Origin of the sequence: Bradyrhizobium sp. (genome assembly GCF_016462955.1) — a bacterium.
In the GTDB taxonomy this organism is placed as follows: Bacteria; Pseudomonadota; Alphaproteobacteria; order Rhizobiales; family Xanthobacteraceae; genus Bradyrhizobium.
In genome coordinates this window covers 1-11576 of record NZ_JAEMSD010000002.1, presented here as the reverse complement: position 1 = coordinate 11576, position 11576 = coordinate 1, and the positions used below count along the sequence as shown (strand labels likewise).

13 protein-coding genes are annotated in these 11576 nt (G+C 61.8%); 9 read left to right on the top strand and 4 right to left on the bottom strand.

Annotated elements, in window-relative coordinates; translation table 11 throughout:
- Positions 1-830, top strand: an 830-nt coding sequence (locus JHD07_RS00400) for an ATP-binding protein (RefSeq protein ID WP_291617848.1), incomplete at its 5' end; no start/stop codon positions are given.
- On the opposite strand, the gene JHD07_RS00395 is transcribed toward JHD07_RS00400, so the two are convergent.
- Complete coding sequence (locus JHD07_RS00395; RefSeq protein WP_291617847.1) at positions 827-1489, bottom strand: response regulator; 663 nt, start codon at positions 1487-1489, stop codon at positions 827-829. The genes JHD07_RS00400 and JHD07_RS00395 overlap by 4 nt on opposite strands.
- Positions 1490-1722: 233 nt before the next feature.
- Here JHD07_RS00395 and JHD07_RS00390 point away from each other — a divergent pair, with 233 nt between their 5' ends.
- Positions 1723-2139: a response regulator gene (locus JHD07_RS00390; RefSeq protein ID WP_291617846.1), complete on the top strand. Its 417-nt coding sequence runs from the start codon at positions 1723-1725 to the stop codon at positions 2137-2139.
- Between the two features lie 109 nt (positions 2140-2248).
- Here the strand turns inward: JHD07_RS00390 and JHD07_RS00385 are convergent, their stop codons facing one another.
- Positions 2249-2965: a glutathione S-transferase N-terminal domain-containing protein gene (locus tag JHD07_RS00385; RefSeq protein ID WP_291617921.1), complete on the bottom strand. Its 717-nt coding sequence runs from the start codon at positions 2963-2965 to the stop codon at positions 2249-2251.
- A 284-nt stretch (positions 2966-3249) separates the two neighbouring features.
- Positions 3250-3990 carry a helix-turn-helix domain-containing protein gene (locus JHD07_RS00380; RefSeq protein ID WP_291617845.1) on the bottom strand — a complete coding sequence of 247 codons (741 nt, stop codon included), beginning with the start codon at positions 3988-3990 and terminating at the stop codon, positions 3250-3252.
- Between the two features lie 464 nt (positions 3991-4454).
- Here JHD07_RS00380 and JHD07_RS00375 point away from each other — a divergent pair, with 464 nt between their 5' ends.
- The 7 genes from JHD07_RS00375 (at position 4455) to JHD07_RS00345 (ending at position 11382) form a co-directional block, all read left to right on the top strand.
- On the top strand, positions 4455-5300 hold the full coding sequence (locus tag JHD07_RS00375; protein WP_291617844.1) for an amidohydrolase family protein: 846 nt from the start codon (positions 4455-4457) through the stop codon (positions 5298-5300).
- Positions 5301-5316: 16 nt separating this feature from the next.
- Positions 5317-6531 carry a CoA transferase gene (locus JHD07_RS00370; RefSeq protein ID WP_291617843.1) on the top strand — a complete coding sequence of 405 codons (1215 nt, stop codon included), beginning with the start codon at positions 5317-5319 and terminating at the stop codon, positions 6529-6531.
- Positions 6532-6582: 51 nt separating this feature from the next.
- On the top strand, positions 6583-7755 hold the full coding sequence (locus tag JHD07_RS00365) for an NADH:flavin oxidoreductase/NADH oxidase (protein WP_291617842.1): 1173 nt from the start codon (positions 6583-6585) through the stop codon (positions 7753-7755).
- Positions 7756-7830: 75 nt separating this feature from the next.
- Positions 7831-9042, top strand: a complete 1212-nt coding sequence (locus JHD07_RS00360) for an ABC transporter substrate-binding protein (protein WP_291617841.1) — start codon at positions 7831-7833, stop codon at positions 9040-9042.
- Between the two features lie 160 nt (positions 9043-9202).
- Complete coding sequence (locus tag JHD07_RS00355) at positions 9203-9520, top strand: hypothetical protein (RefSeq protein ID WP_074447749.1); 318 nt, start codon at positions 9203-9205, stop codon at positions 9518-9520.
- Positions 9521-9649: 129 nt separating this feature from the next.
- Positions 9650-10795 carry an NADH:flavin oxidoreductase/NADH oxidase gene (locus JHD07_RS00350; protein ID WP_291617840.1) on the top strand — a complete coding sequence of 382 codons (1146 nt, stop codon included), beginning with the start codon at positions 9650-9652 and terminating at the stop codon, positions 10793-10795.
- 131 nt (positions 10796-10926) lie between these two features.
- A complete protein-coding gene (locus JHD07_RS00345) occupies positions 10927-11382 on the top strand; it encodes a PaaI family thioesterase (protein WP_074447748.1) in 456 nt (151 codons plus the stop codon).
- Positions 11383-11403: 21 nt separating this feature from the next.
- Here the strand turns inward: JHD07_RS00345 and JHD07_RS00340 are convergent, their stop codons facing one another.
- A complete protein-coding gene (locus tag JHD07_RS00340) occupies positions 11404-11559 on the bottom strand; it encodes an amidohydrolase family protein (protein ID WP_291617920.1) in 156 nt (51 codons plus the stop codon).
- Positions 11560-11576 lie beyond the last annotated feature (17 nt).

Below are 11576 nucleotides of genomic sequence, written 5' to 3'. Positions count from 1 at the left end.
ACGTGCTGCTGACGATGAATTTTATCAACGAGAACGGCAGGCGCTTCTCGCTGGCCGGGATGATCGACGTCACGGATCGACGGAAGACCGAGGCGGATCTGGCCGCGCTGCAAGCCGATTTCGCCCACGCGGCCCGCATCTCCATGCTCGGCGAACTGGCGGCTTCGATCGCGCACGAGGTCAACCAGCCCCTCGCGGCGATCGGCGCGAGTGGCGAAGCCGGCCTGCGCTGGCTGGATCGCGATCCTCCCAACCTCGATCGGGTGCGAAACCAGTTGACGCGGCTGGTCGGCCAGGCGGAACGCGCCTCGCGTATCATCGAACGGATCCGCGGCGCGGCCCGGAGTTCGGCGCCCGAGCGCCAGTCCCTTGACATGTCGAAGGTCGCGCAGAACGCTCTCGGCCTCGTCGAACATCAGGCGCGGGCCATGCGGGTGACGCTCGACCTTCGCGTCATGGGCGGCTCCTTCATAGTGATGGCCGATCGAACCCAGCTCGAACAGGTGATCGCCAATCTGGTGATCAATGCGATGCAGGCGATCGCCGCCGGCGAGGCCGCGCATGGCCATGTGGTCGTCGGCATCGGCGGCAGCGACGGCTACGTCGAATGCTCCGTGGTCGACGACGGACCCGGCCTCGAGCCTCATGTCGAGCGGCGCCTGTTCGACAGCTTCTTCACCACCAAGAAGGACGGCATGGGGCTTGGCCTGTCCGTATGTCGCTCGATCGTGCAGTCGCTCGGCGGCAGCCTGACGGCGGAGAATCGATCCGACGCGCCGGGTGCACGCTTCATCTTTCGCGTTCCACGCGCTGCGGCGGGCGACGGTTAGAGGCCGAGCGCGGCGATCTTGCCGACGATATCCGCAGCGGATACGGCGTTGAGCTTTCGCTTGGCGCTGCTGCGATGCATTTTCACGGTGATCTCGGACACGCCGAGTTCGTGAGCGATCTGCTTGTTGAGGAGGCCGCGGCCGACTCCACGCAACACGTCGCGCTCGCGCGCCGTGAGCCGCTGCGCCAGCCGGCGCAATTGCACCATCTCCTCGTCTTTCGAGCGCCGCTCCTCGTCGTCGCGCAAGGCCCCCAGAACGGCGTCAAGCAACTCCTGATGGCGAAACGGCTTCGGCAGAAAATCGACGGCTCCCGCCTTCATGGCCCGGACGGAGGTCGGGACATCCCCGTGGCCCGTAATGAAGATTACCGGGATCGTGAAACCCATCTCAGTCAATCGCGACTGCAGTTCGAGCCCGCTGGTCCCGGGCAAGCGGAGGTCGAGCACCAGGCAGGCTGGCCGATCCGGTAGACCGGCCGACAACAGTTCCTGGGTTGAGCCGTACAGCAGAGACTCGATACCGACCGAAGCCAGCAGATCCCCAAGACTCTCGCGCACCGCGATGTCGTCATCCACGACCAGAACCACGGGATCACCGGTCGGTGCGCTCACAATATTCGGCCTCCGCTTCGAAGTTGACGGGTCGGGCGACAGCATCTCGCTCCTCTGGCTCGTCAGCACAGGGCATCGCTCCGATCGCCCGAATACAGGCTACCAAACCAGATCACCGGCCTCAACGCCCCCCGTATTTACCCTGCCCTATACCTTGGTAGTCGGCCACAAGCGCCTAATCGCGTTGCATCGGCGGCATCCCTCGTTCAGTGTGACGGATATTGATCGAGGAAAAGACTGAATGCACTAGTCTTTAACTCTCAATCCGCAAAAATCAGATGTTCCCGGCTCGGCCGAGAGCGCAAGGAGGATCATCTTTGGTCGGACGATTGCTATCCATCATCGATGATGATGAGGACGTCCGGCAATCCTTGCTGGCCCTGATCGAAAGCGTCGGCTACAGCGCCCGGCTGTTCGCCAGCGCCGAGGAGTTCCTGGCCTCGGACGCATGGACCGAGACCTGCTGCATTCTCAGCGATGTCCAGATGGCTGGAATGTCCGGAATCGAATTGGCCGATCGCCTGGCGCAGTCCGGCAGCCGGATTCCGATCATCCTGATCACCGCATACGCCAAGGACAACCAGAGCTTCGCGCTCAGCCGACCGGGCGTGGTGGCGGTGTTGCCGAAGCCGCTGCAGCTCAACGCGTTGATCGAGCAGATCGGCCGCGCGCTGGACTCCGGCGCCGCCGGCTGAAGAGCGCACCTCTCGCAGTGCATGGACCGCGCGCCCGGCTGCGCCGGATCGCGCGAACCTGCCGGCTGCGGCTCCTGGTTCTCGGCAGCGGTTCAGATGTGCTGAGACATCAGCCGGACATAATGGCACGAGGCCGCCTTTGTCCGGCGTGCCTCGAGCGATGGATGCGATGACTGCCGAAGGCCTCAGGGCCTTCGGCAACGAGATCAGGGAAGCGCTTGAGATCGCTGACGGTGACAAACCCGGGACCTTCCGCTGCGAGCGCAGCGTGCACCGAGGGCCGGCGGTCGACCCGTTCCAGCAGACCGAGCAGCCGCGGACAATCATCGAGCGGGATCTTGAAATAGCGCGTCCAGCTCGCGATCACGAACAGATAGGTGTCGGCCGCGGTGAAAATGTCGCCGGTCAGGAACGCCCCGGTCATTTCGCGCTCGACGAAGCCGAGCCGCCCGCGGATGCGGGCGACCACGAGTTCGCCCGTCCGGGCCTCGACGCGCGGCCAGTACAACGGCACGAGACTCTTGTGCAGTTCGGCGGCGATGAAGCTCTGCCACTCCATGACGTGGTAGCGGGACATGGTGCCCGCCGGAGGCATCAGGTCGTGGCGCTCGGAACGATCGCAGAGATACTGGGCGATAACGAGGTTCTCCGTCAGCCGCTCGCCATCGTCCAGCTCGAGCAACGGCACCATGCCACGCGAGGCGACGGCCTTGTAGTCCGACCCGTCGGCGCGCCGCTTGGCGGTGACGTTGACGACCTCGATGCTGAAGGGCAGCCCGATCTCGCGCAACAGGATGTGGACCGAGAGCGAGCTTGCGCCGGGGATGGGTATAGAGCTTCATGGCCAGGATCCCTGAATGGCGTCAGAACGAGGTGATGACGGACCACAACCTCATGGTCCGACGCGGAAACGCAGGCCTTGGCATCAACGTTCCGACTGGTGTCAGTAATCGTCCGATGCCCAACGTGGGGGGGGTGATTGGTAAGTGAAAAGCACAATCCCTATGACGTAGGTTTGGATCAGGGTCCGGCAATCCGTCGCAACCAACCATGTATGCCGACAGACTTTCAGGCGCGAGCTTTGAGTGCCATTTTCTTCAATCTGTCAGGTCACGACAAGAATCTCGCGATACCTTCCCGGATACAGGCGAGGATTTCGTCCTGCCTTTCCTCAAGGCGGGATACCGGCCCGCCGACGCCAAGGACCAAATTGCGTCCGAAATCACGCTTTGGCAGCAGGACGGCGATGACGCCGGCGTCCTGGACGATAATGTGCTTGGAGAACATGTAACCGTCGCGCCGGATGCTGTTGACGATCTTCATCAGCGCGTTCAGTTCGAAGTGCTCTTCCGGCGGGCAAACGGCGTTAATCCGCCGCAGGAGCCGTTCAATCTCCACGTCGGTATGACCACTGAGCAATGTGCGTCCGATTCCGCTAATTGCGAGCGGCCGGACATCGCCGGGCTTCACTTCGAAACGAAGGCGCTTGCTGGTTTGCAAGGCGTGAATGTACTGAGCATACAGATCAGATTGTGTGCTGATGCTGACAAGCTCGTCGAGTTTCCCATGGACGAAATCGACTAAGGCAAGGATGGCGCTGTCGCCAAAGAGCCCCGTGTCCAGCCATCGACCCATTTGCGCGATGCGCATCGTCGGCATGTAGGTGCGGTTGTAGCTGTCGTAGAATAGGTATCCGAGCATCGCCATGCTCTTCAACAGGGCAGCGGCACTGGAGGTCGGATAGTCGCACTTCGTCGCCACCTCCTTCAGTGAGATCGGGCGCTTCACATCCTCAAAATACTCGAGGACCTCGAAGATACGCTTGGCAGACTTGATGCTGGAAGTTGTCATTTACATATACGTAGAAATGATTCTACCGGAAAGCGCGGGCAATAGAACTCTGACCTGACAGACTATCGCCAGGACTAGTAACCGATTAGCACCTCTCAGGACCAAGCTCAACCATTTCCATATATATAGAAATAGAGCTACATATATGTAACACGATGGACTCCAAGCGGTGCCGCTAATAATGTTCTTCCCGCCGACGAGGCTGCGGCGTTAGCGCCGCTCAAAAACAAAAATGCCTGCCACAGCCGGCGGGACTTGCAGGGAGGCGTCATGGAGCCGCGAATGAATTGTTCAGCCGCGATTGACTGATATCGGCCGGTCGCTGGGCGGACTCCGATCGCCGCGTTGAAGCCCGCGACCGTTCTCCCCGAGATCAAACCAGCCCGCTCACGATGGCGACGCCGGCCAAGCCGCTGCGCGCGGTGGCGGCAACACCTCTCGAGACCGAACAGGAATTTGAAAGCATGAACCACCGATTGCCTGAAGGCAGCTGCGATTGTCATTTCCACGTTTACGGTCCCTTCGATCGCTTTCCGCCTGGAAACGAGGGACGCTTTACCGCCTCACGACCATTCACGATCGAAGACGCCTTTGCCGTCTGGGACAAACTCGGGGTCACCCGCGGCGTCATCGTTCATGCTGTCGGATCAGGAGAAGACAACGCCGTCACTTACGACGCGCTTCGCCGTTATCCCGATAGGCTTCGTGCCGTCGCGATACTCCGGCCTGACGTTTCGGATTGCCGGCTCGATGAACTTACCGATGCCGGCTTCAAGGCGGTGCGTGTCACCATGATTCGGCAGGACGGCAAGCCGGTTTCGACGCTCGGCACCAGCTACGACGATCTGATCAAGCTCGCTCCTCGCATCGCGGAGCGGGGCTGGCACGCCCAGCTCTGGATCGAGAGTTCGGATCTGGCCGATGCAGCGGCCGATCTGGAGAAGCTGCCGCTGAATTACGTGATCGATCACATGTCCCGGACGATGGCCGACAAGGGCCATGAGCATCCGGATTTTCGCGCCTTCACCGATCGGCTGAAAACCGGCCGCTATTGGACCAAAATCTCGGGTGCGGACCGCAACACCCGGATTGGACGCCCTTATGCGGACACTGCACCGTTCATGCGCGCCATCGTTCAGGCTGCGCCAGATCAGGTGGTGTGGGGTAGCGATTGGCCTCACGTCGGCCATAACGCCGAGACGATGCCGGATCTTCAGGATCTGCTTCGCCTGCTTCACGAATGCGTTCCCGACGAAGCCACTCGCCACAAGATCCTGATCGCCAATCCGGCGCGGCTCTACAATTTCTGACCACACCGAGGACATTTTGGACAACAACAGCAAGAAGCTGCCGCTCGACGGCGTAATCGTCATCGACCTCGGCCAGGTCTATCAGGGTCCCTATGCCGGTTTCCTGATGGCACAGGCCGGCGCGACCGTCATCAAGGTCGAGCCGCCGAACGGCGAGCCGGTGCGCCATCGCGCCCGCATCAGCAAGGGTAACGCCGTCCCGTTCGCGATGCTCAATGCCAACAAGCGCAACATCAGCCTGAACCTGAAGTCGCCTGATGGCGTAAGGGTCCTGAAGGAGCTCGCGGCGAAGGCCGACGTGCTGATCGAGAACTACGCCCCCGGCGTGCTCGATCGACTGGGAGTCGGCTACGCCGCACTCAGCGCCATCAATCCACGGCTGATCTACGGCTCGGCTACCGGCTACGGTCTGTCGGGGCCCAGCCGCGACAATCTGGCAATGGACCTGACCGTCCAGGCCGTGTCGGGCATCATGAGCGTGACAGGATTTGCCGATGGTCCTCCGGTCAAGGCGGGTCCGGCCATCACCGACTTCATCAGCGGCGTGCATCTCTATGCCGGCATTCTCACCGCGCTCTACGATCGAGAGAAAAGCGGCCGCGGCCGGCTGGTCGAGATCGCGATGGTCGAGACCGTCTACCCGGCGATGGCCTCGAACCTGGCCGATGTCTTCAATCGCAAGGCGGCAGCCCCTCGCACCGGCAATCGTCACGGCGGGCTGGCCGAGGCGCCCTATAATGTCTATCCCGCATCCGACGGCTATGTCGCCATCATCAGCGTCAACGAATCCCACTGGACCGGACTGACGCGCGCGATGGGGCAGCCGAAGCTGGCCGACGATGTGCGCTTCAAGACGGTGCTTGACCGTTTGAAGCACATCGACCTGACGGACCAGATCGTGTCCGACTGGTCCTCGCAGCTCACGCGCGACGAAATCACCGAGCTTTGCCGTATCAACCGGGTGCCCTGCGCCGCGGTTCGCGACCTGCGAGAGGTGATCGAGGACAAGCACCTTCACGCCCGTGGCATGCTGCGTGAGATCGCGCATCCCGAATACGGCGACATCCTCGTTCATCGCAGTCCGCTTGTACTGCACGACACGGCGGCGCCCGACTACGTCCCGTCCGCGCGTCTCGGTCAGCACAATCGCGAGGTCCTTTCGCAATATCTCGGCCTGTCCGACGGCGAGATCGACGCGTTGCGCCGCGCTGGTGCCATCGCACAAGCATGACGAATATCGGGGCGCAAATGTCCTGCTTCGCGAATTCAGGGGGAGATCACAATGGTCAAGCTGTTTGAAAGCATCGCATTCCGTGGCGTCGAGCTGAGCAACCCCATAGTCGTCTCGCCGATGGGGATGTATTCGGCCGTGAACGGTTATGTCACTCCGTTTCATCTGGTTCACTACGGCAAGTTCGCCCAGGGCGGGGCCGGTCTCGTCTTCGTCGAACAGACGTCGGTCACGCGGAAGGGACGCATCACCAACGGCGATCCGGGATTGTGGGAGGACGGCCAGATCGATGGCATGCGCCAGATCGTCCATGTCATCAAATCGCATGGCTCAAAAGCTGCGATCCAGATCAATCACGGCGGACGGAAATCCAGCCAGCAGCGCGCGTTTCGAGGCAACAGCCATCTGACCGATCGCGACATCGAGATGGGCGAGGAAACCTGGGTGCCCACGGGTCCGTCGGATGTCGCGTTCTCCGACGGCTTCCAGACTCCCATTCCTCTCAGCAAAGAAGGCCTCGTTGGCGTGCGTGATGCCTTCGTCGCAACGGCGCGCCGAGCGTTACTTGCGGGTTTCGACGTCATCGAGCTTCACATGGCTCACGGTTACCTGTTGCAGTCGTTCCTGTCGCCGCTCGCTAATTTCCGCACGGATGAATATGGCGGCAGCCTCGAAAACCGGATGCGCTTTCCGCTTGAAGTGGCGCGCGCGGTGAGAGCCGCGCTTCCTTCGTCGACACCGCTGTTCGTGCGCATTTCCGCGACGGACTGGATCGACGGAGGCTGGGAGATCGAAGACAGCGTCGTTTTCTCCCGTAGATTGAAGGAACTGGGCGTCGACCTGGTCGACTGCTCGACGGGCGGCAATCTGCGCGCTGGATCAACCAATGCCAATCTCAACCGGGGTCCGGGGTATCAAGTGCCGTTTGCCGAACGCATCCGGCACGAGGCAGGTATTGCGACCGGAGCCGTCGGCATGATCCGCACTCCAGACTTCGCCGAGAAGGTCCTGCAGGACGGCCGGGCCGACCTCATCTTCCTCGCGCGCCAGATGCTCTACGATCCGTTCTGGGCGCTCCACGCCGCAGAGCATTTCGGATTGACCGGCAACTTCGAGAAGTGGCCCGAGCAATATGGCTGGTGGCTCGCAAAATGGGGCGGCGCCCTTCGTGCCAATGGCGAAAGCCTGGACGGGGTGGAGCGATACCGCGAGGCCGCCGAGTAAGGTCTCGCTCGCGCAAATCACCTCGCAAGATCAATTCTGACTTCAAGCATCAAAATTTCAAAAGGGAGTGAAGAAATGAGAACTGTGCTGGCAGCATCGATGGTTTTCCTGAGCCTTGCTTCGGCTCATGCGCAGGCGCCTGCATCGAAGCCGGTCAAGCTTGGCGTGCTCAACGACCAGTCGGGGCAGTATGCGGATGCCGCCGGGCCTGCGGCGGTCGAAGTCGCCAAAATGGCGATCGCTGATTTCGGCGGCAAATTGCTGGGTCGGCCGATCGAACTCGTCTTCGCCGACCACCAGAACAAGACCGACATCGCTTCGGGCATTGCCAGGAGATGGATCGACACGGAAGGCGTGGATGTTATCCTTGATATCGGAAACTCCGCGGTCGCGTTGGCTCTGGCCGATCTGGTACGGGACAAGAACAAGATGATGATCGTGTCGTCGGCCGGCGCTTCCGCCATCACGAACGAAAAATGCTCGCCCAATACATTCCAGTGGACCTACAACACCTACACGCTGGCGCGCAGCACAGCGAAGGCGCTGATGGGCCAGGGCGGCAATGAATGGTACTTCCTGACGGCCGATTATGCCTTCGGACAAGCCTTCGAGTCCGATGCGTCTGCCGTGCTCAAGGAAGCCGGCGGCAAGGTGGCTGGTTCGGTGCGGCACCCCTTCAACACCAGCGACTTCTCTTCATTCCTGCTGCAGGCGCAGAACTCGAGCGCCAACGTGCTGGCGCTCGCCAATGCCGGCGGTGACACCACCAACTCGCTGATGCAGGCTCACGAGTTTGGCCTGCTCGGCCAGAAGAGCAAAATGCGGGTCGCCGCCCTGCTGTTCCAGATCACCGATGCCAAGTCGGTCGGCCTTCCCAACCTGCAGGGTCTCTACACCTCGGAGGCCTTCTACTGGAATCGGAACAATGCCTCGCGCGCGTTCGGAAAGCGGTTCTTCGAGAAGGTCGGCCGCATGCCTACCATGGTTCAGGCCGGTATGTACTCGGCGACCATGCACTATCTGAAGGCCGTCGAAGCGGCCGGAACGCTCGATAACGCCGCCGTGCTGGCAAAATTCCGTTCGATGCCCGTGAACGACTTCTTCTCGGAGAAGGGCTATGTGCGCGAGGACGGCATGCACATCCACGACTACTATCTGCTGCGAGCAAAGACGGTGGAGCAGTCCAAGACGCCGTGGGACTTCTACGACGTGGTCGCGACCGTTCCGGCCGAGGATGCCAACATCCCCCGCGATCAGAGCAAGTGCTCGCTGATGAAGAAGTCCTGATCTCCAGGCGTCGTAGGAGGAATTCTGAGCGGGCAGCCTGAGGCTGCCGCTCAGAGGGCGGCTTCCACCGCTCCGATCGAGCCGGAGTCCCGGCTTGGCTTCCGGTCACACCGAATTTATGCTTATCTCGCCCCGAACAGGCTTCGGGAGGGGATGAACCGTGACCGATCAGGCGAGAGAAGCAATCGAGCTTCTGCTGAAGAACCGCCAATCGGAACGTCGACAATCCTATCTCGTGCGCGGCCGCCGGTACGAACGGCTCTCGGCCGACGATCTTTGCAAGCTCTGGGCGGAGCAGATGAACCGCTGGGCTGACGACTCGATATCGTTCGATCAGAGGGCCCTCAACGATCTCGGCGTCGAGATGGGTTTGCGGGACATGTCACCGCCTCTCGACTGGATCGCTGAAGCGAGACAGAAGATCCTCGCGAAATCGGGACAGGCCTTGGCGGCAGTTTTGCAGGCGACGCCAGAATAGCAGTCGAGAGCACGATGCCGTCTCGCAGAACACCCCTTTTCATATCCATGTAAATGCGACGCCGTCACTGACGCGCATTGGCATGCCTGGGCCGGCCTCCTAATCTTGATCAACAAAAGGGAGGCCGGGATGAAGGAAACGCTGCTGTTCTCGCCGCTACGCATTCGGGATGTGACGTTCAAGAACCGGATCGTGGTCCCGCCGATGCTGCAATACGTGGCAGAACGCGGCTTCCCGACACCCTGGCACATCACCAATGCGGGCAAGTTCGCCGCAGGCGGCGCGGGCCTTGTTATCATCGAGTCGACCAAGGTCGAGCGCCGCGGCTGCGGCACGGTTGGAGATCTCGGCATCTGGGACGACAAGTTCATCGCGCCGCTTCGCGACATCGCGAGCTTCATCAAGTCGAACGGCGCGGCGGCCGGCATCCAGCTTGGACACACCGGCCGGAAGGGAAAGGCCCGGCGCCCCTGGGAGGGAGATGGAACCCTCTCCGCCCAGGAGCTTGCGGAGGTCGAGGATGTGAACGGCTGGGACCTGATCGGTCCGAGCGCGCTTGCATTCGGCAATGGCTATTTCATGCCGCGGGCGCTGCAACGTCATGAAATTCCCGATGCCATCGACGCCTGGGGCAAGGCTGCGGCGCGCGCCGACCAGGCGGGGTTCGACGTCGTCGAATTGCATGCCGCCCATGGCTATCTGATCCATTCGTTCCTGTCGCCGGAGGCGAACCAGCGTTCAGACGATTATGGCGGCAGCGAAGCCAACCGTATGAGATTCGCCATTGAGGTCGCCGAGTCCGTTCGTGCGCATTGGCCCGCGTCCAAACCCCTGTTCGTCCGCCTTTCGATCGAGGACGAAGCGGGTTGGGGACCGGCGGAGAACGCCAGGCTGGTGCGCATCCTCAAGACGAAGGGCGTCGACGTCATCGACTGTAGCACCGGCGGTCTCAACAGCAAGGTGCCGAACTTCTTCCGGCTCAACGAGTACGGTTATCAGGTTCAGTTCGCGGACTATATCCGCCGAGAAGCCGATATCATGACGATGGCAGTGGGCCTCATCATTCACGGCGACCAGGCCGAGGCGATCCTGCAGGACAAGAAGGCCGACCTCGTCGCGGTCGGCCGCGAATTCATCCACAACCCGAACTGGGCGATGGATGCGGCCCAAAAGCTCGGCGTCGATCCGACCTTCAGCGCGGTCCCGCCGCAGATGGGCTACTGGCTCGAAAAGCGGGCCCGCCGCGGTTTTGGCGGAAATCCCTCCACGTGGTAAAAGGGCATCGCGGCGGATAGCTGATCACCGCCGGGCGCGGTTGCGCAGCGACACGGCCTGTGTTGATTGTTTTGCGAGGCGTATTGCGGCGCGCCTCGTGAACATCCATCAACTGCGAGCCATCACCGAAAATGTCGTATGAAGACTTGATCAGGCAGACCGAGGCGCGACGCCCTGCCGCGTGGGAATTGCTCGGCGTCGGAGGCGTCTCCTATGATCAGACACGCGATCGCGTCATGATCGAATGGCATGCCGAGCCGCGGCACTGCCATTCTACGGAAGGACATCCCAAGGGCGGTATCGTGCAGGGTGGCATTGTCACGGGCTGGCTCGATGCGGCCATGGCGACCGCGAGCCTGCTGCGCGGCGAATACCTGATTACAGTCGCGAGCCTCGAGATCAAGGTCGCATTCCTGCTGCCCGCGCACCCGGGCCTGTATCGCGCTTACGGCAAGGTCGTCCGGCAAGGACGGAGCGTCGGCTTCCTGGAGGCCGAGCTGCGCGATGCCAACGACGTGCTGATCGCCACGGCAAGCTCGACGGCCGCCCTGCGTCCCAAGACTCCCGCCGGAAGCAGCCCGGCGTGATTCCTTCGCGGCCTCCGGCTCTCAGAAGCCGTAGAGCCGGGCCGGATTGTCGATCAGGATCTTCCTGCGAACGGCCTCGTCAGGCACGCAACGCCCAAATAGATCCATCAGCACGGACTCCTTCGGGACCGCATCGTCGGCGTGCCCGACATGCGGCCAGTCGCTGCCCCAGACCAGCCGATCGGGGTTGGCGG

Bases quoted from the DNA above. Each gene is read 5' to 3' on its own strand.
- JHD07_RS00395 (WP_291617847.1), bottom strand. From the start codon at position 1,489: ATGCTGTCGCCCGACCCGTCAACTTCGAAGCGGAGGCCGAATATTGTG.
- JHD07_RS00390 (WP_291617846.1), top strand. From the start codon at position 1,723: ATGTTCCCGGCTCGGCCGAGAGCGCAAGGAGGATCATCTTTGGTCGGA.
- JHD07_RS00380 (WP_291617845.1), bottom strand. From the start codon at position 3,990: ATGACAACTTCCAGCATCAAGTCTGCCAAGCGTATCTTCGAGGTCCTC.
- JHD07_RS00375 (WP_291617844.1), top strand. From the start codon at position 4,455: ATGAACCACCGATTGCCTGAAGGCAGCTGCGATTGTCATTTCCACGTT.
- JHD07_RS00365 (WP_291617842.1), top strand. From the start codon at position 6,583: ATGGTCAAGCTGTTTGAAAGCATCGCATTCCGTGGCGTCGAGCTGAGC.
- JHD07_RS00360 (WP_291617841.1), top strand. From the start codon at position 7,831: ATGAGAACTGTGCTGGCAGCATCGATGGTTTTCCTGAGCCTTGCTTCG.
- JHD07_RS00350 (WP_291617840.1), top strand. From the start codon at position 9,650: ATGAAGGAAACGCTGCTGTTCTCGCCGCTACGCATTCGGGATGTGACG.
- JHD07_RS00345 (WP_074447748.1), top strand. From the start codon at position 10,927: ATGTCGTATGAAGACTTGATCAGGCAGACCGAGGCGCGACGCCCTGCC.